This is a genomic window from Micromonospora sp. NPDC048907, from assembly GCF_055586885.1.
In genome coordinates, this window is sequence record NZ_JBVJHI010000004.1 from 642,204 (window position 1) to 666,415 (window position 24,212).

A 24,212-nucleotide genomic window follows, 5' to 3' on the forward strand; every position below is an offset into this window, starting at 1 on the left:
AGCGCATGGATTGGGTACGGCATGGCACAGCGCACCTCCGCCCTCCCCGGCGGCCTGATCGCCCTGGCGATCGGGGCGTTCGGCATCGGGCTGACCGAGTTCGTGATCATGGGGCTGCTCCCCCAGGTCGCCGCCGACTTCGCGGTCAGCGAGTCGGTGGCCGGCTGGTTGATCTCGGGCTACGCCCTCAGCGTCGCCGTCGGCGGGGTGGCGCTCACCGCCGCCGTCACCCGGCTGCGCCGCAAGCCGGTGCTGCTCGGCCTGATGGTCCTCTTCATCGCCGGCAACCTGCTCTCGGCGCTGGCCGGCGACTACGGCACCATGCTGGCCGGCCGGATCGTGGCGGCGCTCTGCCACGGCGCGTTCTTCGGCATCGGCGCCGTGGTGGCGACCGGACTGGTCCCGCCGGCCCGGCGGGCGGGCGCCGTCGCGCTCATGTTCACCGGCCTGACCGCCGCCAACGTCCTCGGCGTGCCGTTCGGCACCCTCCTCGGCCAGCACCTCGGCTGGCGCGCCACGTTCTGGGCGATCACCGGCATCGGGCTGGTCGCACTGGCCGGTCTCGCCGTGCTGGTGCCCGGCCGCGGTCCGGCGCGCGACGCCGCCGCTCCCACCGGCGGCCTGCGCGGCGAACTGCGGGCGTTCACCCACGCCCAGGTCTGGTTCTCGCTGGTGGTCACGGTGCTCGGCTTCGGCGGCATGTTCGGCGCCTTCACCTACATCGCGTACACGCTCACCGAGGTGAGCGGCTTCGCCACCGGCACCGTCCCGTGGCTGCTGGTGCTCTTCGGCGTCGGGCTGTTCGCCGGCAACCTGGCCGGCGGCCGCGCCGCCGACGTGTCGCTGTCCCGGACCCTGGTCACGGTCCTCGCCGTGCTCACCCTGGTGCTGGTCGGCTTCGCGCTGACCGCCGCGAGCCCGGCCCTGACCGTGCTCGCGCTGGTGCTGATGGGCGCTTTCGGCTTCGCCACCGTGCCGCCGCTCCAGATGCGGATCATGAAGTACGCCCGCCAGGCCCCGACCCTTGCCTCCGGGGCGAACATCGCCGCGTTCAACGTCGGCAACGCGCTCGGCGCGTGGCTCGGTGGGCTGACCATCGACGCCGGCCTCGGCTTCACCGCCCCGATCTGGGCCGGCGCCGGGCTCACCCTGCTCGGCCTCGCGGTGCTGCTGGTGGCCGAGCGGCGTGCCCGGCGCACCCCGGGCGACGCCGCGGCCACTCCCGAGCTGGCCGACGTCGCGGCCTGACCGGCCCGCCCCGGTCGGTCCCGACGGCCGGACCGGCCCACCGGTGGTGTCCGGCCCCGGGCGGTCCCGACGGCCGGACCGGCCGGCCGGTGGTGTCCGGCCCCGGGCGGTCCTGACCGCCGGACCGGCCAGTCGGTCGTGCCCGGCCGCGGAACGCGCCGCAGGCCGGGCCGGCCGGGGGCGGCGTTATGCTCGGGCGGAAACCGGCGGTGGGGCCCGCCGTCCCGGTGCCGGCCGGGAGCACCGCGACCCGCTCGCCAACGGTCCCTGCCAGTGCTGCGCGTCCTGGTGGGAGGCACCGTGACCGGACCGTCCGAGTTCCGCGTCGACCCCGACGTCGACCTGCGCATCCCCGCCGACCGGCGGGAGCTGCCCGCCCACCCGGCGGCGGTGCTCGGGGCCGTCGCCGCCGGCGGGGTGCTCGGCGCGCTGGCCCGCGCCGGGCTGCAGGCCGCGTTCCCGCACCCGCCCACCGGATTCCCGTGGGCCACCTTCGGCATCAACGTCACCGGCTGCCTGCTGATCGGCGCGCTCATGGCGGTGCTCACGGCCCGCCCGGCCGGGCCGCTGGTCCGGCCGTTCCTCGGCGTCGGCGTGCTCGGTGGCTTCACCACCTTCTCCACCTACGCCGTGGACGCCCAGCGGGCGATCGCCGCCGGGGCGCCGGGCACGGCGCTGGCGTATCTGGCGGCGACACTGGCCGGCGCGCTGCTGGCCGTCTGGGCCGGCGACGCGGCGGCCGCCCGGCTGCTGGCCCGCGCCCGCGGCGGGGCGGCCCGGTGACCGTCCTGCTGATCGCGCTCGGGGCGGCGGTGGGCGCGCCGCTGCGCTACCTGACCGACCGGGCCGTGCAGGCCCGGCACGGCTCCCCGTTCCCGTGGGGCACGCTGACCGTCAACGTGGCCGGGTCGCTGGTGCTCGGTGCGGTGGCCGCCGTGCCCGCCTCCCCCGCGGTGACCGCCCTGGTCGGGACCGGCTTCTGCGGCGCGCTGACCACCTGGTCCACCCTCGGCTACGAGACGGTGCGGCTGCACCGCTCGGGTCACCGCGGGCCGGCGCTGGCCAACGCGCTCGGCAGCGTCGCGGCCGGGCTCACCGCGGCCACCGTGGGGTACGCCCTGGCCGGCGCCGCCACCGCCTGACCCGCCCGGCCACGGCGTCACCCCCGACGCCGGCTGCCCGGCCGGGGCGGGCAAGGCTCACCCGCACGCCGGCACCGGGTGGCGCCGGCCGGCACGCTCACCCCCACGCCGCAACGGCGGCGGGCGCCGGCGCCTGCCCGGCGGGATCGGCGGCGAGCGCCACCACCGGCCCGATCACGAAGACCGCCGGAGGCCGGACCTCGTCCCGCGCGGCGAGCGCGCCCACCTCGTCCAGCCGGCACCGGGCCGTCCACTGCTCCGGGTGCCCGGCGTCGCGGACCACCAGCACCGGCGTCTCCGGCGCCCGCCCCCGGGCGAGCAGCTCGGCGGCGATCCGCCCGACGGTGTCCACCGCCATGAGCAGCACCAGCGTGCCCCGGGCGCGGGCCAGCACGGCCCAGTCCACCAGGGAGTCGGGATGTCCGGGCGGCAGGTGCCCGGACACCACGGTGACCTCGTGCGCCACGCCCCGGTGGGTCACCGGCACCCCGGCCAGGGCCGGCGCGGCCACCGCGCTGCTCACCCCGGGCACGAGCACCGTCTCCACCCCGGCCGCCGCGCAGGCGAGGACCTCCTCGTGGCCACGGCCGAAGACGTACGGGTCGCCGCCCTTGAGCCGGACCACCCGGCGCCCGGCGCGGGCGTGCGCGATCAGCGTGTCGTTGATGGCGTCCTGGGTCATCGACGGGCCCCGGGGCACCTTGGCGGCGTCCACCACCAGCACGCCGGGGCGCAGCCGGCGCAGCAGCCCGGCCGGGGCGAGCCGGTCGGCCACCACCACGTCCGCGGCGTCGAGCAGCGCCCGGCCGCGTACGGTGATCAGGTCGTCCGGGCCGGGCCCGCCGCCCACGACGGCCACCTGTCCGGGACGCAGCGCCGGCTCGTCGTGGTGGCCGGCGTGGTGGTGGTGATGGTGGTGGCCGTGCCCGTCGGCCGGGTCGTCCGGGTGGTGGTGCGGGGTCTGCGGCCGGCCCACCTTGTCGGCGAACCCGGGCAGCGCCACCCGGTACGCGCAGGTGTCGCAGTTCATCCGGATGTCCCCGCGCAGCGCCTCGGCGTGCCGCTCCAGGACCAGGTCGGCGAGGGGATCGCAGTCGCCGATCACCTCGGCCACCCGGACGTCCAGGCCGGGATTGTCGGCGGCGAACTCCCGGCTCTGCGCCACGATCCGGTCCGGCAGCACCCCGGCGAAGAGGAAGTACGGGGCGACCACGATCCGCCGGGCGCCGAGCCGCCGCAACCGCTCCAGCACGGCCGGCACGGACGGCTCGGCGAGCGAGATGAAGCCGGGTTCCACGCCGGCGTAGCCGCGCCCCTCCCACAGCAGCCGGGCCACCTTGGTCACCTCGGCGTTGGCGTCCGGGTCGGTGGAGCCGCGCCCGATTAGGGCCACCCACGTGCCGGCCCGGTCGGCCCCGTCGAGCGCCGCGTCGATCCGCCGCGCGAGCGTCTCGTGGAGCAGCGGATGCGGCCCGAGCGGCCGCCCGTAGGCGTACCGGAGGCCGGGGTGGCGCTGCCTCTCCCGGGCGAGGGCGGCGGGGATGTCCCCCTTGCCGTGCCCGGCGGCGGCCAGCACCAGTGGCAGCGCCACGACGGACCGGTGGCCCCGGCCGACGAGCGCGCCGACGGCGTCGGTCAGCGGCGGGCGGGACAGCTCGATGAAGCCGCCCTCGACGTCGGCGACCGCGCCCCGGCGGCGGATCCGCTCCACCAGCGCGGCGAACTGGGCGACGCCTGCGGCGCTGCGGGTGCCGTGCCCGACGATCAGCAGCGGGGTCCGGTCCTTCACTTCTCCTCCAGGTACAGCAGGGCGTTGAGGGCGGCGGCGGCCACCGCGGAGCCGCCCTTCTCGCCCACGTTGGACACGGCGGGCAGGCCGCTGGCCCGCAGCGCCGCCTTGGACTCGGCCGCGCCCACGAACCCGACCGGCAGGCCGACCACCAGCGCCGGGGCCGCGTCGAGCGCGATCAGCTCGACCAGCGCGGTGGGGGCGCAGCCGACGACCCAGACCGCGCCCGGGCCGACTCGCTCGGACGCGATCCGCACGGCGGCGGCCGAGCGGGTGATGCCGGCGGCGCGGCCCAGCTCGGCGGCGGCCGGCTCGGCGACCGGGCAGACGATCTCCCGCCCGGCCCGGGTGATGCCGGCGGCGACCATCCACACGTCGGTGACGATCGGCGCGCCGGCGCGCAGCGCGGCCAGCCCGGCGGCCAGGCCGTCCTCGTCGCAGACCAGGTCGGCGACGTAGTCGAGGTCGGCGCTGGCGTGCACCACCCGCTCGGTGACCGCCCGGGTCAGCGGCGGCAGGTGCGACAGGTCGACCCGCCCGCGCAGGATCCGGTAGGACTCCGCCTCGATGGGGTGCACGGTCCGGCTCACGAGCCGGCCTGCCCGTAGCGGCGGTCGTGGCCGCGCATTCGCCAGAGCAGCACTGCACCGCCCCAGGCGAGGGCGAAGAGGCCCACCACGGCGTAGCCGAGCTGCTCGAAGTGGTCGGCGATCGAGGCGTACCCGGCCAGGGCGGTGGCCCCCAGGTGGTCGACCAGCAGCCCGGCCAGGTAGACGCTGGCGACCAGGCCGCCGACCAGCACGGTCATCGTGGTGGTGGCCAGGTTGTACCAGAGCCGCCGGGCGGGCTGCCGGTACGCCCACGAGTAGGCGCGGCTCATCAGCAGGCTGTCGGCGGTGTCCATGGCGGACATCCCGGCGGCGAAGAGCAGCGGCAGGGTGAGCAGCGCCAGCACGGGCAGCCCGCCGGCGGCGGCGGTGCTCGCGGACAGCGCCAGCAGGGTCACCTCGCTGGCCGTCTCCAGGCCGAGCCCGAAGAGGAAGCCGACCGGGGCCATGTGCCAGGAGGAGCGGACCAGGGTGCGGGCCCGGGCCCCGAGGATCCGGTGCATGAGCCCCCGGTTGAGCAGCAGGAGGTCCAGCTCGGTCTCGTCCAGCGCGCCGGCGCGCAGCCGCCGCCAGAGCCGGGCCAGCCCGGCCAGCACCACCGCGTTGAGGGCCGCCACGAGCAGCAGGAAGCCGGTGGCCGTGACGATCGCGACGGTGGCGCCGACCTCGCGGACGCCGGCCATCCGGTCGCCGGTCAGCCGGGTGGAGGCGAGCCCGACCACCAGGGCGAGCAGCAGCACCACGGCGCTGTGCCCCAGGGCGAAGAAGAAGCCGACGCCGACCGGCCGGCGGCCGCGCAGCAGCATGAGCCGGGTGGTGTCGTCGATGGCGGCGATGTGGTCGGCGTCGAAGGCGTGCCGCACCCCCAGCACGTAGGCGAGGGTGCCGGCGCCGGCCAGCCCGCCGGCCGCGACCGGCTGGTGGTTCCAGTAGAGGTAGAGGGTCACGCCGGCGACGTGCAGCGCGGCGACCGCGCAGAGGATGCCGCCGAGGCGGGCCCGTTCGGCGCGGCTCCAGCGGCCGACGGCGGGGACGGCGGTCGGGGTCGAGGTCATTGCTCTCCTCGGGGTTCGGGGTCGACGCGGATCGCGTCCACGGGGCAGATCTCCAGGCATTCGAGGCAGCCGGTGCAGCGGTCGGTGACGCGCAGGCCGGCGGGGGTGGGGCGGATGGCGTGCGTCGGGCAGGTGAGCAGGCAGGCGCCGCAGCCCTGGCAGGCGCCGATGGTCACGACCGCCACCGGTACCCCCGGGGCGTCACCATCCGGCCGGCGACCACCCGCGTCTGCGAGCTGCCGACCACCACCACGCTGTACATGTCGACAAGGGCCGGGTCGAGGGTGGCCAGGGTGGCCAGGTGCACCCGCTCGCCGGGGCGGCTGGCGTTGCGCACCACGCCGACCGGGGTGTCCGGCGGGCGGTGCGCCGCGAAGGCGTCCAGTGCCGCGCCGAGCTGCCAGTCACGGGTGCGGCTGCGCGGGTTGTAGAGCAGCGCCACCAGGTCGGCCCCGGCCGCGGCGGCGACCCGGCCCGCGATCACCTCCCACGGGGTGTGCAGGTCGGACAGGCTCAGGTAGACGTGGTCGTGTCCCAGCGGCGCGCCGAGCAGCGCGGACGCGGCGAGCCCGGCGGTCACCCCGGGCACGCCGACCACGTCGATGCGGTCGTCGGCGTACTCCAGGGCGGGGCTGGCCATCGCGTACACCCCGGCGTCGCCGGAGCCGACCAGGGCGACCGCGTGGCCGGCGGTGGCCTCGGCGACCGCGGCCCGGGCCCGCGCCTCCTCCGCGCCGAGCCCGCTGGCCAGCACCCGGGTGCCGGGGCGGAGCAGGTCACGGACCTGGTCGACGTACTGGTCCAGGCCCACCACCACGGCGGCCCGGCGCAGCTCGGCCGCCGCCCGCGGGGTGCGCAGGTCGGCCGCGCCCGGGCCGAGGCCGACAAGCGCGAGCCGGCCGCGCGGGGCGTGCCGGGCCACCGCGACGGTGGCCATCGCCGAGGCGGTCTTCGGCACCAGCAGCGTGCCGCCGCCGCGCAGCGCCGCGGCCTCCGCGACGCTCGGCGTGCCGACCGCGGCGCGGACCACCTCGCTGGGGTGCGGCACGTCGACCGCCGCCAGGTCCGCGGCGGGCCACGTCTCCAGGGGTACGCCGTACGCCTCGGCGGCCGCCCGGATGCCCGCCTCGTCGGCCTTGAGGTCCACACTGGCCAGGCAGCGCAGGCTGGCCGGGCTGAGGCCGGCGTCGGCGAGCGCCCGGCGCAGCAGGTCGGTCACCTCGGCGGCGGGCACACCCCGGCTGGATCCGACCCCGGCGACCAGGGACGGCGGCCGGAGCACCACGGTCCGCCCGTCGAGCGGCACGACCCGGTCGGTGATCAGGATCCGCCAGCCGCCCGTGCTCGCGCCGCTCCCGGCGGCGGCCGCTCGCACGGTCGGCGTCCCGGTGGTGTCCGGCGTGCCTCCGCCCGCCGGCGGGGGTGTGACCTCGACGTGCACGTGCTCCGGCAGGGCCGGCAGCGGCCAGGTGGCGTCGGCGACCAGCCGGACCGGCTCGCCGTCGAGGAGCGCCCGGGACACCGCGGCCACCGCGCCCTCCACCGGCCAGCCGAGGGTGTCCAGCCCGGGGAGGTCGACCGCGTCTGTGGCGGTGGTGACCACCGGCCGGGCGTCGAGCAGCGCGCCCACCTCGCCGGCGAGGTCGTTGGCGCCGCCGGCGTGCCCGCCGAGCAGGGCCACGGCGTGCCGGGCGGCCTCGTCCACGACCACCACGGCCGGGTCGGTGTGCTTGTCACCGAGCAGCGGGGCGAGGATGCGGACCACCGCGCCGGTGGCCAGGAAGGCGACCACCGCGTCGCACTCCCGCCAGGCGGCCCGCAGCGCGTCGGCGACGCTGTCCGCCTCCACGAGCCGGGCGTGCGGCCACGCCGCGGCGACGGTACGCGCGTGCCGCCGCCCGGCGGCGGTCGCCGCCACGAGCCCGACAGGGAGCGGCTCGGTGTCGACGCCTCCGGTGGCGCGGGTGTCCCCTGTGGGCAGGTCCGAGGGTGTGGTCACGGGTTCCTCCGGGTGGACGGTCATCGGTGGTCCGCGGTGAGGACGACGACCGGGTTGGTGGCGGCCAGGCGCAGCGAGCCGCCGGGCAGGTCGGCGAGGCGGGCGGCGGCGAGCTGGCAGCCGTCGACCGCGTAGCCGGCGGCGCGCAGCAGGTGCACGGCGGGCGCGACCCGGTCGAGGGCGGCCAGGGTGACCACCACCCGGGGCGGGCGGCGGTCGGCCACCGCGGCGAGCACGTCCACGCCGCCCCCGCCCACGAAGACCGCGTCCGGGTCGGGCAGCCCGGCCAGGGCCGCCGGGGCCGTGCCGGTCACCACCCGGACGTCGACACCGTGCCGGGCGGCGTTGGCCCGGATCGGCGCGTCCGGGTCGCGTTCGACGGCGAGCACCGCCGCGCCGAGCAGCGCGCACTCGATGCCGACCGAGCCGCTGCCCGCGCCGACGTCCCAGACGAGCCGGCCCAGGCGGGGCCGCAGCCGGGCCACCACGAGGGCCCGGACCTCGGGCTTGGTGATCATCGAGTCCCGGTGGGCGTACGCGGACTCGGGCAGCGCCCACCCCCCGGCCGGCGCGGCGGCGGGCTGGTCGTCGACGCGCATCGCGGCCGGCGCGGTCTCCGGGGCGAGGCTGAGCACGACGTGCGGGTCGGCCCAGGCCGTCGCGGCGGCGCCGGCCGGGGTGGTCCAGGTGACCCGCTCGTCGGGGGTGCCGAGGTGCTCGGCGACGACCAGGCGGCGGTTCCAGCCGGCCAGGCCGGCGCCCAGCTCGGCCGCGCCCGCGCCGGGGGCGGTGAGCACCGCGACGGCGGGCAGCGCCCGGCAGGCGTTGAGCGCGGGGCGCGGGTCCCGGCCGTGCGCGGTGACCACGGCGGCGCCGTCCCAGGGCAGCCCGGCGCGGGCGAACGCGGCGGCCACGCTGGAGACGGCCGGCAACACCCGCAGCGGCAGCCCGGCGGCCCGGAGCCGGCGGACGATGCCGAACAGGCCGGGGTCGCCGCTGGCCAGCACCACCGCGGGCGTGCCGGCGGCGACGGCGGCGGCGAGCCGGTCCAGGGCGGGTGCGAGCGGGCCGAGGACGACGGTGGGGCAGCCGGGCGGCACGGGCACCGCGGCCAGGTGCCGGGCCGCGCCGACGACCAGCCCGGCGCCGGCCAGCGCCTCGACGAGCGCGGGGTGCGCCGGACGGCCGGCGACGTCGATCCCCGCCACGAGCACGGTCGTGGTCACGCGGCCCACCGCCCGGAGGAGGCGACCACCCGCTCGCCGGCGAAGTCCACCATGGCCACGTCGACGCCGACCGCGTGACCGGCGAACCGGCGCAGCACCTGCCGGACCCGGTGGCAGAGCAGGTCCCCGGCCGGGCCGAGCAGCCCGGCGGCCGCCCACAGCTCGTAGGCGTGCCGGCCGGTGTTGGCCGCGGTGACGGCGGCGACCAGGTCCGGGTCGCCGCCGGCCTCGGCGGTGACCGCGCCGAGCAGCGACAGGTCCACCTTGGACCGGGTGTAGTGGGTCATGAGGATGCCGGCGGCGAGCTTGGCCAGCTTCCCGGCCATGCCGACGAAGACCACCCCGGTCATCCCGTCGCCGACGGCGGCCGTGACGGCCGCGCCGGTGAAGTCGCCGACCTCGACGAAGCACACCTCGGGCAGCTCCGGCAGCAGCGCCCGGGCCGCCCGCTCGGTCCGCCCGCCGGTGCAGAGCACGACGGTCCGCTCCCCCTGGGCGGCCATCACGTGCACGGCCTGCACCACGCTGGCCCGCCAGGAGGCGGTGGAGAACGGCCGGACGATTCCGGTGGTGCCGAGGATGGAGATGCCGCCGAGGATGCCGAGCCGCCGGTTGGTGGTCTTGCGGGCCATGATCTCGCCGCGCGGCACGCTGATCACCACGCGGACGCCGGTCTCGCCGAGGTCGACCACCTCGGCGACGGCCTGGCCGATCATGCGGCGCGGGGTCTCGTTGATGGCCGGGCCGCCCACCGCCAGGCCGAGCCCCGGCCGGGTGACCGTGCCGACGCCCGGCCCGCCGTCGAGGCGCAGCCCCGGCTCGTCCCGCCAGGTGACCGTGGCGGTCAGCTCGGCGCCGTGGGTGACGTCGGGGTCGTCGCCGGCGTCCTTGACCACGACGGCCTCGGCCCGGCGGGACGGGTCGAGGTCGCAGCGGGCCACCGCGAAGGTGACCCGCCGGCCGGCCGGCAGGCCGATCTCCACCTGGCGCTGCGGCTCGCCGGTGACCAGCGCGGTCAGCGCCGCCTTGGTCGCCGCCGTGGCGCACGCGCCGGTGGTCCAGCCGGTACGCAGCGCGGTGGGCCGGACCTTCGCCGTGCGCGGCAGGTCCGGCTCGCGCAGCGGCGGCTCGGCGTACGTCACCGGCCGTCCCCGGCCGGATCGCCGGGCCGCTCGGCGCGGGCACGGCGCAGCGCGGCGCGGGCGCCCGGCTCGGCCCGCCGGTAGGTGTGGAAGTGCCCCGGGTGGTAGAGGTGCGAGCGGGTACCGGTGGCGGCGAGCGCCGGCCCGACGAGGAACAGGGTGTGCTTCCACAGCCGGTGCGCCTTCACGGTGGCCTCCAGCTCGCCCAGCGTGCACCGGACGACCAGCTCGTCCGGCCAGGTCGCCTGGTACGCGACCACCACCGGCGTCTCCGGCGGGTAGCCACCGGCCAGCAGTTCCGCCTGGGCCTGCCCGGAGCGGGCGGCGGAGAGGAACAGCGCCATGGTGGTGCCGTGCCGGGCGAACTCGCGGACCCGCTCGCCGGGTGGCATCGGGGTCTTGCCGCCCTCCAGGCGGGTGAGGATCACCGACTGGGCCACCTCGGGGATGGTCAGCTCCCGGCCGACCAGCGCGGCGACCGCGGTGAACGAGGACACCCCGGGCACCACCTCGACGGCCAGGCCGAGGTCGCGGCACCTGTCGAGCTGTTCCTGCACGGCGCCCCACAGGGCCGGGTCGCCGGAGTGGATCCGGGCCACGGTCAGCCCGTCGGCGGCGGCCCGCTCGTACAGTGGCCGGACGCCCTCGATGGACAGCTGGGAGGAGTCGACGATCTCGGCGTCCGGGCGGGCGTGGGCCAGCACGTCGGCGTGCACGAGGCTGGCCGCCCAGATCACCACGTCGGCCTCGGCGATGACCCGGGCGGCACGCAGGGTGAGCAGGTCGGCCGCGCCGGGGCCGGCCCCGACGAACCAGACCTTGCCGGTGGTGGTCACAGTTTTCCTCCCCGGCCGTCCCGGCGGGCCGGGACCAGCAGCGTCGACAGGTAGGGCAGGTCGCCGGCGGTGGGATCCACCGGCCCGATCCGCTCGCCGGGCAGGCCCAGCGACCGGCCCAGCACGGCGTCGGCCAGGCGGCCCTGCCGGCGCAGCTCGTCGACCAGGTCGGGGTGGCGGCGCCAGCCCTTGTAGACGACGACGGTCCCGGGGCCGGCGAGCGCGTCGGCGACCGGCGTGAGGCCGGCCGTGGCGGGCAGCAGGGTGAGCGGTTCCCGGCCCTCGCAGAGGGCCACCCCGGCGCGGGCGGCCAGGTCCTGCATGGCGGTGATGCCGGGCACGGTCCGCACCGCGACCCCCGGTCGCCGGGCCCGGACACCCTCGGCCAGGTAGCCGAAGGTCGAGTAGACGTTGGGGTCGCCGATGGTGGCGAAGGCGACCGACCGGGCGCCGGCGTCGACGGCGGCCACGACGGCCGCCGCCGCGGCGTCCCAGGCCCGCTCCCGGCGGGCGGTCACCCCGCCCCGGTCGTCCAGGGCGAACGGCAGCCGGCGCAGCCGGTCCGCGGGCACGTGCGCCCGCACGGTGGTCTCGGCCCGCCCGGCGGGCGCGTCCGGGTCCGCGGCGAGCCGGTCCAGCACGGGTACGAACACCAGGTCGGCCTCGCCCAGCAGCCGCGCCGCCCTGAGCGTCAGCAGTTCCGGGTCGCCGGGTCCGACCCCGATCCCGGTCAGCACGGCGGCGGGCGGGGTCACCGGCTCGCCGCCTCGACCAGCCGGCGGGCCGCCGCCGGGTGCCCGGCCCAGTGGGTGTGCAGGTAGGACGCGTGCACCCGGCCGGCCACGAAGCCGTGCGGGGCGCCGTCCCAGTGCCAGGCGGGGCGGTCGCCGTGCCCGGGGTCGGTGACGGTGCGGTGGAACTCGTGCCCGCGTACCGGGTCGCCGGCGCGGTGCGCCGGGGAGTCGGCGGCGGCCACCGCGTCGCGGTAGCCGAGGGCGAGCCGGCCGGTCATCCGGGCGGTGAGGTCGAGCCGCCCGCACATCGGCACCCCGTCGAGGGACCGGCCGAGGTAGAGCAGCCCCGCGCACTCGGCGACCACCGGGCCGTCGAAACCGGCCAGCTCGGCGCGGAGCGCGGTGTTGCCGGCCAGGGCGTCGGCGTGCAGCTCGGGGAAGCCGCCGCCGATCACCACGGCCCGGGTGCCGGGCGGCAGGGCCTCGTCGCGCAGCGGGTCGAGGGTCACCACCTCCGCGCCGGCCGCGGTGAGCAGCTCGGCGGTCTCCGCGTACGAGAAGGTGAACGCCGCCCCGCCGGCCACCGCGACGACCGGGCGGGCGGTGCCGGCGGGACCGCCGACCGCGGCGGCCGGGTCCCAGGCGGGCGCGGTGAGCGGCGGCGCGGTGCGGGCCAGCGCCAGCACGGCGTCGAGGTCCACGGTGGACTCGACCAGGTCGGCGAGGGCGGCCACCACGGCGACCGACTCGGGCGCGCGTTCGGCGACCGGCACCAGCCCGAGGTGGCGGGACGGCGCGGCCACCTCGCCGGCCCGGGTCACCGCGCCGAGCACCGGCACGTCGATCTCGGCGAGCGCGTCGCGCAGCAGCGTCTCGTGCCGGGGCGAGCCGACCCGGTTGAGGACCACCCCGCCGATGCGGACGACCGGGTCGAACGCGCGCATGCCGAGCACCAGCGCGGCGGCGGACCGGCCCTGCGCCGTGGTGTCGAGCACCAGCAGCACCGGCGCCTCGATGAGCCGGGCCACGTGCGCCGTGGAGGCGTACCCGCCGTGGCCGACCGCGCCGTCGTGCAGCCCCATCACCCCCTCCACCACGGCCACGTCGGCCGGGGTGGGCACGCCGGCGCCGTGGCGCAGCAGCGGGGCGATCCGCTCCGGGCCGACCAGCCACGGGTCGAGGTTGCGGCCGGGGCGGCCGGCGGCGAGCGCGTGGTAGCCGGGGTCGATGTAGTCGGGGCCGACCTTGTGCGGGCTGACCGCCAGGCCGCGGCGGCGCAGCGCGGCGAGCAGCCCGGTGGCCACGGTGGTCTTGCCGTGCCCGCTGGCCGGGGCGGCGACGACCAGCCGGGGCAGCGCCCAGGGCGTCACCATTCGATGCCCTTCTGGCCCTTCTGACCGGCGTCCATCGGGTGCTTGACCTTGGTCAGCTCGGCGACCAGGTCGGCCGCCTCGACCAGCCGCGGGTCCGCGTCCCGTCCGGTGATCACCACGTGCTGGAAGCCGGGCCGGTCGCGCAGGGTGGCGACCACCTCGTCCACGTCGACCCAGCCCCACTTCATCGGGTACGTGAACTCGTCGAGCACGTAGAGCCCGTAGCGCTCGGCGGCCAGGTCGCGCTGGATCTGCCGCCAGCCCTCGCGGGCGTCCTCGGCGTGGTCGGCCGCCCCGCCGCGCTGGATCCAGGACCAGCCCTCGCCCATCTTGTGCCAGGTCACCGGGGCGCCCTGCCCGGTGCTCCCGTGCACCTCGCCGAGGGCCCGGAAGGCGTTCTCCTCCCCCACCCGCCACTTGGCGCTCTTGACGAACTGGAAGACGCCGATCGGCAGCCCGGCCGTCCAGGCGCGCAGCGCCAGCCCGAACGCGGCTGTCGACTTCCCCTTCATCTGTCCGGTGTGAACGATCAGCAGCGGCCGGTGGCGCCGCTGCCGGGTGGTCAGCCCGTCGGCGGGCACGTGCGTCGGCTTCCCCTGCGGCATCAGGCGGCGCTCCTCGTGGTGAGGCCGACGAGCGGGTCACTGGCCACGTCGGCGAGGTGGTGGTGCGGGGCGTGCAGTTGGGCGGCGAGCCGGCGGGCCAGCTGCAGGCGGACCGGGCCGGACTCGCAGTCGACGACGACACAGGGCGCGCCGGTCGCGGCGAGCACGGCGGCGGCGCGGGCGGCCCGGTCGAGCGGGCGGGGCCCGGCGGTGGCACGGCCGTCGGTGACCACCAGCACCAGGGGGCGGCGCCTCGGGTCGCGCAGCCGCTCCACCCGGAGCAGGTCGGCCGCGGCCAGCAGCCCCTCCGCGAGGGGGGTACGCCCGCCGGTGGGCAGCTCGGCCAGCCGGACCGAGGCGGCGAGCACCGAGGAGGTGGCCGGCAGGAGAGTCTGCGCCCCGGCGCCCCGGAAGGCGACCACGGCCACCTTGTCCCGCCGCTGGTACGCGTCGGCGAGCAGGGCCAGCACGGCGCCCTTGACGGCGGACATCCGGCGGTGGGCCCCCATCGACCCGCTGGCGTCGACCACGAAGAGGACGAGGTTGCCCTCGCGTCCCTCGCGGACCGCCTCGCGCACGTCGGACGGGCGCAGCCGCAGCGGCCCGCCGGCCCGGCCGCGGGCGGCCTGGTGCGGGGCGGCGGCCCGGACGGTGGCCGGGAGGTGCAGCGCCGCGGCCCGACCGGTGGGCACCCGGGCGCCGGTGGTGCGGCCCCGCCCGGTGCGGGCCCGGGAACGCCGGCCGGGCACGCCCTCGCCCACGCCGGGCGCGGTGAGCAGCCGGGCGCGCAGCCCCCCGTCGGGTACGGCCACGGTCCCTCCCTCCGCGTGGTCCGGGTCCCCCGGCCGGCCGCCGGGGCGGAACCGTCGGGCGTGCGGCCGCCCCCGGTGGCCGCCACCGGGCGGCGCGCCGTCGGCGTCGTCGCCGCCGCTGCCGTCGACGTCCGGGTGCCCGGACGGATCCGAGCCGGCCGCAGGGCCGTCGTGGCCCGTCCCGTCGGCGCGGTCGCCGGCGAACCGGTCGTCCCGGCCCGGCCCGTCGGCGTCGCCCGACCGGTCGTCCCGGCCCGTTCCGTCGGCGCGGCCGTTGGCCGGCCAGCGGCCGTCGCGGCCGGCCCCACCGCGCCCGTCGTCCGGCGGCCCGGGCCGCCCGGCGTCGTCGGACGCCCCGGACCGGTCCCGGCCACCGGCGCCGCCCGTCCCGCGGGCCGGCCGGCCGGGACCGTCGGGGTCCGCCCCCGTGCCGCCCGGCCCGCCGGCCGGGTCCCCGGGACCGCCGTTCGGCCCGGGTCCACCGCCGGGCCCACCGTCCGGGCCGCCGTCGGGGTCGTCGTCGGGATGCTGCTCGCGGGCGCGGCGCAGCGCCTCGTCCAGGCGCTGCTCGTCCAGCCCCGGGGTGTCGAACGGGTCCCGGCGGCGGCGGTGCGGCAGGGCCAGGCGGGCGGCGACCCGGACGTCCTCGGCGGCCACCCGCTCCCGGCCCTGCCAGGCGGCGTGCGCCACGGCGGTGCGGGCCGTGACGATGTCGGCGCGCATGCCGTCCACGTCGAACGCGGCGCAGACCTCGGCGATCTGCCGCAGCGCCGCGTCGGGCAGCGCCACCCCGGGCAGCCGGCGCCGGGCGGCGGCCACCCGGCGGGCCACCTCGGCGTCCGCCCCGGCCCAGCCGGCGGCGAAACCGGCCGGGTCGGCGTCGGCGGCGAGGCGGCGGCGGACCACCTCGGCGCGTACGGCGGGGTCGCGGCTGGCGGCCACCTCGACGGTGAGCCCGAACCGGTCGAGCAGCTGCGGGCGCAGCTCCCCCTCCTCCGGGTTCATGGTGCCGACCAGCAGGAACCGGGCGGCGTGGCTGACCGACACGCCCTCCCGCTCGACGTGGCAGCGGCCCATCGCCGCGGCGTCCAGGAGCAGGTCGACCAGGTGGTCGTGGAGCAGGTTGACCTCGTCGACGTAGAGCACCCCGCGGTGGGCGGCGGCGAGCAGGCCGGGCTCGTAGGCGCGTACCCCCTCGGCGAGGGCCTTCTCCAGGTCGAGCGAGCCGACCACCCGGTCCTCGGCGGCGCCCACCGGCAGCTCGACCAGGCGGGCGGGGCGGCGCTCGGCGGCCGACCCGGCCGGATGCGGCCCGTCCGGGCAGCCCGGATCGGGGGCGGCCGGGTCGCAGGCGAAACGGCAGGCGGCGACCCGGTCGACCGGGGGCAGCAGCCCGGCGAGCGCGCGCACGGCCGTGGACTTGGCGGTGCCCTTCTCGCCCCGGACCAACACCCCGCCGATGGCCGGGCTGACCGCGTTCAGCAGCAGCGCGAGCCGCATCTCGTCCATCCCGAGCACCGCACTGAACGGATAACTCGTCATTGCGACTCCTTCGTTCGCGACTGCGGGGCTCGCAGACCCGGCTCACTCCTCGCGCTCACTGCGACTCCTTCGTTCGCGACTGCGGGGCTCGCAGACCCGGCTCACTCCTCGCGCTCACTGCCGGTCCTCCAGGTCGCCCTCGCTGGCCAGGTACGTCTCGTGCAGCCGGTCGAGGGTGACCGGCTCGGGGGCGGCCCACAGTCCGCGGTCGGCGGCCTCCAGCAGCCGTTCGGCGATGCCGCGCAGCGCCCACGGGTTGGACCGCTCCAGGAACTCCCGGGTCTCCGGGTCGAACAGGTACGCCTCGGCGAGCCGCTCGTACATCCAGTCGTCGACGACCCCGGCGGTGGCGTCGTAGCCGAACAGGTAGTCCACGGTGGCGGCCAGCTCGAAGGCGCCCTTGTAGCCGTGCCGGCGCATGGCGGCGATCCACCGCGGGTTGACCACCCGCGCCCGGAACACCCGGCGGGTCTCCTCGCCGAGGGTGCGGGTGCGGACGTCGTGCGGCATGGCCGAGTCGCCCACGTACGCGGCCGGGGAGCCGCCGGTGAGGTGGCGGACCATGGCCACCATCCCGCCGTGGTACTGGAAGTAGTCGTCGGAGTCGACGATGTCGTGCTCGCGGGTGTCCTGGTTCTTCACGGCGACGGCGATCCGGGCGAAGGAGCGTTCCATGTCGGCGCGCGCCTCCCTCCCGTCCAGCCCCGGCCCGTACGCGTAGCCGCCCCAGACGGCGTACACCTCGGCCAGGTCGGCGTCGGTGCGCCAGTTCCGGGCGTCGATGAGGGGCAGCAGGCCCGCCCCGTACGCCCCCGGCTTGGAGCCGAAGATGCGGGCGGTGGCCCGGCGCGCGTCGCCGTGCTCGGCGACGTCCGCGTCGACGTGCGCCTTCACGTAGTTCCCGGCGGCCGGCTCGTCGAGCGCGGCGACCTGCCGGACGGCGTCGTCGATGAGGGTCACCACGTGCGGGAAGGCGTCGCGGAAGAAGCCGGAGATGCGGACCGTGACGTCGACCCGGGGGCGGCCCAGTTCGGGCAGCGGCACCACCTCGACGCCGGTGACGCGGCGGGACCGGTCGTCCCACACCGGACGGACGCCGAGCAGCGCCAGCACCTCGGCGATGTCGTCGCCCTGCGTGCGCATGGCGCTGGTGCCCCAGACGGTGAGCCCGACCGAGCGCGGGTACGCCCCGGTGTCGGCGAGGTGCCGGGCCAGGAGCGAGTCGGCGAGGGCGACCCCGACGTCCCAGGCGTTGCGGCTGGGGATGGCCTTCGGGTCGACGGAGTAGAAGTTGCGGCCGGTGGGGAGCACGTTGACCAGCCCCCGGGTGGGCGAGCCGGAGGGGCCGGGCGGCACGAACCGGCCGTCGAGCGCGCCGAGCACCCGGCCGATCTCGTCGGTGGTCCGGTCCAGCCGGGGCACCACCTCGCGGGCGGCGAAGTCGAGCACCTCGGCGGCCTCGGGCACCGGCCCGCCGACCACCTCCTCGACCACCGCGCCGGCCTTGGTGGCGTCCCAGCCGAGGGTCTCCATGCCGAGCACGAGCCGGCGGGCCAGGGCCTCGATGAGGTCGACCGCGTCGGCGGCGGTGGCGGCCGGCCCGTCGACGGCCTCGGTGAGCGCCGCCGGCACGGCGATCCGCGCGCCGGGCGCGGCGAGCAGCTCCGCCTCGTCCAGGCCGGCGTGCGCGGCGAGGGCCTGGCGCAGCCCGGGCAGCACGCGGGCGCCGCCCCAGACCTGCGGGGCGCGCAGCACGGCGAGGACCAGGTTGACCCGGGCCTCCCCGGCGGGCGCCTCGGCGAGGATGTGCAGGCCGTCGCGGATCTGCACGTCCTTGACCTCGCAGAGGTAGCCGTCGAGGTGCAGCACGAAGTCGTCGAAGTCGTCCGCGCCGGGCATCTCCGCCTGGTGCAGGTCGTGGTGCAGCTCGGCGGCGCGGACGAGGTCCCAGATCTGCCGCTGCACGGTGGGCGCCTTGGCCGGGTCGAGGGCCTGCACGGTGGCGTACTCGTCGAGGAGCTGTTCGAGTTTCGCCAGGTCGCCGTACGTCTCGGCGCGGGCCATCGGCGGCACCAGGTGGTCGACCACCACGGCGTGCGCGCGGCGCTTGGCCTGGGTGCCCTCGCCGGGGTCGTTGACGATGAACGGGTAGACCAGCGGCAGGTCACCGAGGACCGCGTCGGGGGCGCAGTCGGCGGCCAGCCCGAGGCCCTTGCCGGGCAGCCATTCCAGGGTGCCGTGCTTGCCGAGGTGGACCACGGCGTCCGCGCCGAAGCCGCCGTCGGCGACCGGCGCGGCCAGCCACCGGTACGCGGCCAGGTAGTGGTGGCTGGGCGGCAGGTCCGGGTCGTGGTAGATGGCCACGGGGTTCTCGCCGAAGCCGCGGGGCGGCTGGATGAGCAGCGCCACGTTGCCGAAGCGCAGCCCGGCGAGGACGAGGTCGCCGCTATCGGTGTAGAGCCGGCCGGGCGGCTCGCCCCAGTGCTCGCGCATCCGCTCGCGCAGCGGGGCGGGGACCGCGGCGAACCAGCGCCGGTAGGTCTCCCCCGGCACCCGCGCCTGCGCGGCGGCGAGCTGTTCGGGGGTGAGCCACTCGACGTCGTGCCCGCCGGCGGCGATGAGGGCGTGGATCAGCGCGTCCCCGTCGTCCGGCACGGGAGCGTCGCCCAGGTGGTAGCCGGCCTCGGCCAGGGCGGCGAGCAGCCGGACCGCGGAGGCCGGGGTGTCCAGGCCGACGGCGTTGCCGACCCGGGAGTGCTTCGTCGGGTACGAGCTGAGCACGACGGCCAGGCGCTTGTCGGCGTGGGGCACGTGCCGCAGCCGCGCCTGCCGGACGGCGATGCCCGCGACCCGGGCGGCCCGCTCCGGGTCGGGTTCGTAGACCGAGAGGCCGTCGGCGTCGATCCGCTTGAACGAGAACGGCACCGTGACGATCCGGCCGTCGAACTCGGGGATGGCCACCTGCATGGCGGCGTCCAGCGGGGACAGTCCGGCGTCGCTGGCCGCCCACCGGTCGCGGTCGCTGGTCAGGCAGAGCGCCTGGACGATCGGCACGTCCAGGGCGGCGAGCGCGCCGACGTCCCAGGCGTCCTCGTCACCGCCCCCGGAGGCGTCCGCGGCGACCGTCCCGCCGGCCGCGAGCACCGTCACCACCAGGGCGTCGCACCGCGCGAAGAGGTCGAGCGGACCCGCGCCCGGCGCGAGCCCGCGCAGCGAGCCGCAGAACACCGGCAGCGGCTGCCCGCCGGCCGCGGTGACCGCGTCGGCGAGGGTCTCGACAAAGGCGGTGTTCCCGGCGAGGGCGTGCGCCCGGTAGAAGACGATGCCGACGACCGGCCGGCCGTCGGGCGCCGGGTCGGCGCCGAGGATCCCGTGTGGCGGGGTGGGCGCGGGCGGGGCGAAACCCTCACCGGTCAGCAGCACCGTGTCGGAGAGGAACCGGGCCAGCTCGGCGAGGTTCTCGGGGCCGCCCTCGACCAGGTAGGCGAGCGCCTCGGCGGCCACCCCGGCGGCCACGGTGGACGCCGCCATGAGCTCCGCGTCGGGCACCGCCTCGCCGCCCAGCACGACCGTGGGCACGCCGGAGCCGAGCACCGCGGCGAGGCCGTCCGGCCACGCCTGCCGGCCACCGAGCAGGCGTACGACGGCCAGGTCGACGCCGTCGAGCAGCGCGGGCACGGCGTCGGCGGCGACCCGGGCGGGGTTGGCCAGCCGGTAGTCGGCGCGGCTCGCGCGGGCGGCGAGCAGGTCGGTGTCGGCGGTGGAGAGCAGCAGGATGCGCACGGACAGCTCCGGAGCGTGACGCCCGGCGGCACGGCGGGGCCGGCGGCGGGCGGGGGTGGGTGCGGGTTCGGCGGGTACGCGGGTCCGGCGGACGGCTCACCGACGACGGGTCGGCAGGGGCGCCCGGCCGGGTGCGGTACCCGGCGGGACGGTCAGCGGCGGACGGCGCGGGCCCGCCCGGCGCGCGGCACGGCGGCCTGCGGGGCGGCGGGGTGAGCGGTCAGCGGCGCGTCGGTGCGCGCCGGCCGGAAACGACGATCGTCGTCGATGGCGGAAATGCCGTGCATCGGGTCCTCCTCGGGTGTCCACGCCCTGGGGCTCTCCGACGGCCGAAGTATCCTGGCTTCCGGATCGACGCTCACCCCCGGCCTTCCAACCGTGCACGCACGGCCGTGACTCGCGAGGGGGGATCGCTCCCCGGTGACAGTGGCGGGACCGCGCCGGAATCGCACCGGCTTCCTTCACTGCCGTCAGGCCGCGAATGCTGCCACAGCCTCCCGACGCGGGTCAACGCCGGGTCTCCCGGCCTCCACCCGGCCCCCGGCATCCGGGACGGTCGATCACGCGGCGGCATCCTGCGGCCCGAGTTAAATGACGTGCATCAATGGCGGCGGCGCCATTTCCCCGGCCCGTGGCCGGCATTCCCGGGCGGTCGTCGTCCACCCCCGTCCGGTCGCGTCGCCGCAGCCGGGGCGGCCCGGGGCCGCAACCGGCGGATAGCATCCCGGTCGACAGTGGATGAGCGGGGAGGAATTGCCGGTGGACCTGCGACACCTCGACGGTCGGGTCTGGTTGTTCCCCGGCGATCCCGACCCGCGCGCGGTCCGGCCGACCGTGGCGGTGGTCGCCGACGACCGCGGAAGTGTGATCGTCGACGCGGGGCAGAGCCCCGCCCACGCCCGGGAGATCCGGGCCGCGCTGGCGGCGGCCGGGCTGCCGGAGGCGCGCTGGCTGGTCTACACCCACCACCACTGGGACCACGTCTGGGGCGCCTGCGCCTGGCCGGAGGTGGAGATCGTCGGGCACGAGTCGGCGGTGGCCCTGCTGCGCGCCGAGGCGGCCCGGCCGTGGAGCCACGACTACCTGGACGAGCAGGTCCGGGCGAACCCCCGGCTCGGCCCCAGCTTCCAGGCCCGGGCCCGGGCGGTCGAGTCCTGGGACGGCTTCGCCATCCTGCCACCGACCCGCACCTTCACCGACGAGGTGACGCTGCCCACCGGGGTCCGGGTCCGGCACGTCGGGGGCCGGCACGCCCCGGACTCCGCGGTGGTGCGGGTGCCGGACTCCAGGGTGCTGCTGGTGGGCGACTGCTGGTACCCGCCGCCCGCGCACCTGCGGACGCCCGAGGACGGGCCGGACCTGGCCCTCGCGGCAAGCCTGCTCGACGACGACCTCGCCTGGTACGTCTCGGCCCACGAGGAACCGCTGCGGCCGGCCGAGGCGCGGGCCGCGCTGGCCGGCGCCGGCTGAGCCACGCCGGGGTCAGCGGGCGCGCCGCTCCGGGTGGGCCCGGTTCCAGGCGCGCATCCGTTCCGGGTAGCCGGTGCGGGCGGCCTCGTAGAGCGGCACCGCGTGCTTCTGGGCGATCTTCCCGGCGGCCCGGGGCGTGCCGGTGCGACGCCGGATCCACTCACCGTCGTGGGCGACGGCCACCACCGTCGTGTCCGTGGCGGTGGTCTCCGGCTCCAGGTAGAACTCCACCCCGCGCCGGCTGGTCACGAACGCCTCCAGCGCGGCCAGGTCGTCCCGGTTCGCCTCGCGGTCGAGCTTCGTCGGGGTCGTCGGGTCGGCGGCCCGTCGGGTGAACCAGCCCATGCCCGCCTCCTCTCCTCGGCGTCCCACCCAGTGCAGCACCCGTACCTGGCAACGGGCTGGAAGCCGGGTGGAAGTCCGCTGAGCCGGTGGGCGTGCCGGGCCGCCGGTCAGCGGGCCGGCGGGCGCAGGACCGGGACCAGGGCGAGGGTGGGCAGCAGGAGCAGCGGGACCAGGCCGAGGGCGTCGAGGATGCCCAGATGGTCGCCGAGGAAGCCGAGCAGCGGCGGGCCGGCGAGGAACGCGGTGTAGCCGATCATGGCGACCACGCTGACCCGGGTCGGCGCCCGGTCCTCGTCGTCGGCGGCGGCGCTCATCCCGACCGGGAAGCCCAGCGACGCCCCCACGCCCCACAGCGCCACACCGGCCACGGCGAGCGGCCCGGAGCCGGCCAGCACGGCGCAGGTGGCCCCGGCGGCGGCCAGCGCGATGGTGCCGAACAGCACCGGCACCCGACCCCACCGGTCGATCGCCACGGTGCCAGCGGTCCGGCCGAGGGTCATGCCGACCACGAAGACCCCGAAGACGGCGGCGCCGGCCGCCTCGCTCACCCCGTACCCGTCGACGAAGGCCACCGCCAGCCAGTCGTTCGCGCTGCCCTCGGTGAACGCCATCACCAGCACGAACAGGCCGATGAGCAGGGTGCGCGGCTCCCGCCAGGTGGCGAGCAGCGCGCGCCGGTGCGCGGCCGGCTCGGCCGGGCCGGTCGTCTCGGCCGGCGCCGGCAGGAAGGCCCGGGCGGCGAGCAGCGTGCCGGCCAGGACCACCACCGCGATCACGGGCAGGTGCCAGCCGACCGGTACGCCCAGCCGGGCCGCCCCGGCGCCCAGCCCGGCCCCGGCGACCGAGCCGAGACTCCAGGCGGCGTGGAACCGGGGCATGATCGTCCGGCCGAGCCGCTTCTCCACGGCCGCGCCCTCGACGTTCATGGCCACGTCGCAGGCGCCGGAGCCGTACCCCACGGCGAAGAGCCCGACCACCACGCCGACCAGCGAGCCGGCGAGGCTGGCGGAGAGGCCGGCGGCCGTCAGGCCGAGCGCGACCAGCACGGTCGAGCCCGCCACAGTGCGGGCCGGGCCGAGCCGCAGGGTGACCAGGCCGGCGGTGGACATGGCGACCAGCGCGCCGGCCGACATGGCCAGCAGCAGCAGGCCGAGCCGCCCGGCGCTGAGGCCGAGCGACTCGCGGATCGCGGGCACCCGGGCGAACCAGGTCGCCACCGCCAGCCCGTTGAGGGCGAACACGACCGCCACGCCGTTGCGGGCGGCCAGGACCGCCCGCGGTGTCGTGGCGCCGGCGTCGGCCGGCGCGTCGATGGTGCTGCTCACCGTGGTGTCGTCCTCTCCCCCAGGTTGGTCCGACGACCATCGCACACCTGAGAGCGCTACCACCACAAACGCTCCCACCCCTTACCCCGGCCGGCCCCGGCGGGGCATGATGCCGACAGAACGGCCAGCACGGGGAGGACCAGACATGCAGACGCCGACCACCCGCCCGGCGACCCTCGACGACGTGGCCCGTGCGGCCGGGGTCTCCCGGGCCACCGCGTCCCGGGTGCTCGGCGGCTACGGGTTCGCCTCGGTGGACGCCCGGGAGCGGGTCCGCGCCGCCGCCGACCGGCTCGGCTACGTGCCCAACACCACGGCCCGGGCCCTGGTCCGGGGCGCCGGCGTGCGTCTCGTCGTGGCGGTCTCCGGCACCGACGCCACCGTGCTGGACGACCCGTACGTGGACCGGCTGGTGGGCGCGGCCGCCCGGGTGTGCGCCCCGCACGGGGTGGGCGTCGCCCTGGAGTGGCTGCCGCTGGACGCTCCGGCCGGGCTGCGCCGGCTCGGCGACGACCGGAGCGTCTGCGGGGTGCTGCTGGTCAACACCACCGCGCCGGTGCTCGACGCGGTGCCCGCCGGCCTGCGCGGGCGGGTCGTCTCGATCGGCACGGGCTCCCCGGCGGTCCCCTCCTTCGACGTGGACAACGCGGGCGGCGCCGACGCCGTGCTGCGCCACCTGCACGCCGGGGGGCGCCGCCGGATCGCCATGATCACCGGCCCGCGCTGGCTGAGCTGCGCCGAGCGCTCGGTGACCGCGTACCAGCGGCTCATGCGGGCGGCCGGGCTTCCGGTGCGCCTGGTCACCGGCGACTTCACCGCGGCGCGGGGCGGCCGGGCGGCGCTGGAGGCGCTGACCCGCTGGCCGGACACCGACGCGATCTACGCGGCCAGCGACGCCACCGCGCTGGGCGCGATCGCCGCGCTGCGCGGGCGCGGGATCGGGGTGCCGCACGACGTGGCGGTGGCCGGGTTCGACGACATCCCGTACGCGGCGGTGAGCAGCCCGGCGCTGACCACCGCCACCCACCCGGTGGCGCGGATCGCCACCGCGGCCGCGACCGCGGTCCTGGACGGCCGTCCGGTGCCGCCGGTGACCGCGTTCCCCTCGACGCTGGTGGCGCGCGAGAGCGCCTGAGCGTCGGTGGTTGAGCCGCCGGCAGCCGGGTATCCGCCGCGCG

Annotated in this window: 19 protein-coding genes, 2 pseudogenes and 1 riboswitch; of the genes and pseudogenes, 5 read left to right on the forward strand and 16 right to left on the reverse strand. The window is 77.8% G+C overall.

The annotated features are described in order from the left end of the window. The first annotated feature begins 21 nt into the window (after positions 1-21). From ACZ6PY_RS16960 to crcB, 3 genes are all read left to right on the forward strand, one after another. Positions 22-1,248, forward strand: coding sequence for an MFS transporter (locus ACZ6PY_RS16960; protein WP_466073133.1), 1,227 nt, complete (start codon positions 22-24; stop codon positions 1,246-1,248). A gap of 288 nt (positions 1,249-1,536) precedes the next feature. Next, positions 1,537-2,031, forward strand: a complete 495-nt coding sequence (locus ACZ6PY_RS16965) for a FluC/FEX family fluoride channel (RefSeq protein ID WP_466073567.1) — start codon at positions 1,537-1,539, stop codon at positions 2,029-2,031. Continuing rightward, positions 2,028-2,390, forward strand: a complete 363-nt coding sequence (crcB, locus tag ACZ6PY_RS16970; protein ID WP_466073135.1) for a fluoride efflux transporter CrcB — start codon at positions 2,028-2,030, stop codon at positions 2,388-2,390. Before ACZ6PY_RS16965 ends, crcB begins: the two co-directional genes overlap by 4 nt. A gap of 97 nt (positions 2,391-2,487) precedes the next feature. Here the strand turns inward: crcB and cobA are convergent, their stop codons facing one another. The 14 genes and pseudogenes from cobA to ACZ6PY_RS17040 form a co-directional block, all read right to left on the reverse strand. Further along, entirely contained in the window at positions 2,488-4,179 is a 1,692-nt protein-coding gene (gene cobA, locus ACZ6PY_RS16975; protein ID WP_466073137.1) for a uroporphyrinogen-III C-methyltransferase, read from the reverse strand. Continuing rightward, positions 4,176-4,769, reverse strand: coding sequence for a precorrin-8X methylmutase (locus ACZ6PY_RS16980; RefSeq protein WP_466073139.1), 594 nt, complete (start codon positions 4,767-4,769; stop codon positions 4,176-4,178). The genes cobA and ACZ6PY_RS16980 overlap by 4 nt, the downstream gene beginning before the upstream one ends. Beyond that, on the reverse strand, positions 4,766-5,842 hold the full coding sequence (locus ACZ6PY_RS16985; RefSeq protein WP_466073141.1) for a HoxN/HupN/NixA family nickel/cobalt transporter: 1,077 nt from the start codon (positions 5,840-5,842) through the stop codon (positions 4,766-4,768). The genes ACZ6PY_RS16980 and ACZ6PY_RS16985 overlap by 4 nt, the downstream gene beginning before the upstream one ends. A gap of 26 nt (positions 5,843-5,868) precedes the next feature. Continuing rightward, positions 5,869-6,027, reverse strand: a pseudogene (locus tag ACZ6PY_RS16990) (4Fe-4S binding protein); the annotation flags it as partial. After that, positions 6,015-7,823: a precorrin-3B C(17)-methyltransferase gene (gene cobJ / locus ACZ6PY_RS16995; RefSeq protein WP_466073569.1), complete on the reverse strand. Its 1,809-nt coding sequence runs from the start codon at positions 7,821-7,823 to the stop codon at positions 6,015-6,017. The pseudogene ACZ6PY_RS16990 and the gene cobJ, both read right to left, overlap by 13 nt. A 38-nt stretch (positions 7,824-7,861) precedes the next feature. Beyond that, positions 7,862-9,076: a precorrin-6y C5,15-methyltransferase (decarboxylating) subunit CbiE gene (gene cbiE / locus ACZ6PY_RS17000; RefSeq protein ID WP_466073143.1), complete on the reverse strand. Its 1,215-nt coding sequence runs from the start codon at positions 9,074-9,076 to the stop codon at positions 7,862-7,864. After that, positions 9,064-10,209 (reverse strand): cobalt-precorrin-5B (C(1))-methyltransferase, encoded by a 1,146-nt coding sequence (locus tag ACZ6PY_RS17005; RefSeq protein ID WP_466073145.1) that lies wholly within the window; start codon positions 10,207-10,209, stop codon positions 9,064-9,066. Before ACZ6PY_RS17005 ends, cbiE begins: the two co-directional genes overlap by 13 nt. Further along, complete coding sequence (cobM, locus tag ACZ6PY_RS17010; protein WP_466073147.1) at positions 10,206-11,045, reverse strand: precorrin-4 C(11)-methyltransferase; 840 nt, start codon at positions 11,043-11,045, stop codon at positions 10,206-10,208. The genes ACZ6PY_RS17005 and cobM overlap by 4 nt, the downstream gene beginning before the upstream one ends. Further along, positions 11,042-11,800: a precorrin-2 C(20)-methyltransferase gene (gene cobI, locus ACZ6PY_RS17015; protein ID WP_466073149.1), complete on the reverse strand. Its 759-nt coding sequence runs from the start codon at positions 11,798-11,800 to the stop codon at positions 11,042-11,044. The genes cobM and cobI overlap by 4 nt, the downstream gene beginning before the upstream one ends. Beyond that, a complete protein-coding gene (locus ACZ6PY_RS17020; RefSeq protein WP_466073151.1) occupies positions 11,797-13,152 on the reverse strand; it encodes a cobyrinate a,c-diamide synthase in 1,356 nt (451 codons plus the stop codon). Before ACZ6PY_RS17020 ends, cobI begins: the two co-directional genes overlap by 4 nt. Continuing rightward, complete coding sequence (gene cobO / locus ACZ6PY_RS17025) at positions 13,146-13,757, reverse strand: cob(I)yrinic acid a,c-diamide adenosyltransferase (RefSeq protein WP_466073153.1); 612 nt, start codon at positions 13,755-13,757, stop codon at positions 13,146-13,148. The genes ACZ6PY_RS17020 and cobO overlap by 7 nt, the downstream gene beginning before the upstream one ends. Further along, positions 13,757-16,170: pseudogene (locus ACZ6PY_RS17030) on the reverse strand (VWA domain-containing protein). The gene cobO and the pseudogene ACZ6PY_RS17030 overlap by 1 nt, the downstream one beginning before the upstream one ends. Positions 16,171-16,225: 55 nt before the next feature. After that, the gene (gene cobN / locus ACZ6PY_RS17035; protein WP_466073155.1) at positions 16,226-19,894 is read right to left on the reverse strand and encodes a cobaltochelatase subunit CobN; all 3,669 of its coding nucleotides are present in this window, start codon (positions 19,892-19,894) and stop codon (positions 16,226-16,228) included. Positions 19,895-20,046: 152 nt separating this feature from the next. Then, positions 20,047-20,181, reverse strand: coding sequence for a hypothetical protein (locus ACZ6PY_RS17040; protein WP_466073157.1), 135 nt, complete (start codon positions 20,179-20,181; stop codon positions 20,047-20,049). A gap of 45 nt (positions 20,182-20,226) precedes the next feature. Then, positions 20,227-20,356, reverse strand: a riboswitch (cobalamin riboswitch). Between the two features lie 297 nt (positions 20,357-20,653). On the opposite strand from ACZ6PY_RS17040, the gene ACZ6PY_RS17045 reads away from it, so the two are divergent. Continuing rightward, positions 20,654-21,364 (forward strand): MBL fold metallo-hydrolase, encoded by a 711-nt coding sequence (locus tag ACZ6PY_RS17045; protein ID WP_466073159.1) that lies wholly within the window; start codon positions 20,654-20,656, stop codon positions 21,362-21,364. A gap of 12 nt (positions 21,365-21,376) precedes the next feature. Here ACZ6PY_RS17045 and ACZ6PY_RS17050 read toward each other — a convergent pair whose 3' ends face one another. Beyond that, the gene (locus ACZ6PY_RS17050) at positions 21,377-21,709 is read right to left on the reverse strand and encodes a hypothetical protein (protein WP_262285659.1); all 333 of its coding nucleotides are present in this window, start codon (positions 21,707-21,709) and stop codon (positions 21,377-21,379) included. 107 nt (positions 21,710-21,816) lie between these two features. After that, positions 21,817-23,034, reverse strand: a complete 1,218-nt coding sequence (locus tag ACZ6PY_RS17055; RefSeq protein ID WP_466073161.1) for an MFS transporter — start codon at positions 23,032-23,034, stop codon at positions 21,817-21,819. A gap of 145 nt (positions 23,035-23,179) precedes the next feature. Here ACZ6PY_RS17055 and ACZ6PY_RS17060 point away from each other — a divergent pair, with 145 nt between their 5' ends. Next, positions 23,180-24,169: a LacI family DNA-binding transcriptional regulator gene (locus ACZ6PY_RS17060; RefSeq protein ID WP_466073163.1), complete on the forward strand. Its 990-nt coding sequence runs from the start codon at positions 23,180-23,182 to the stop codon at positions 24,167-24,169. Positions 24,170-24,212: the final 43 nt, after the last annotated feature.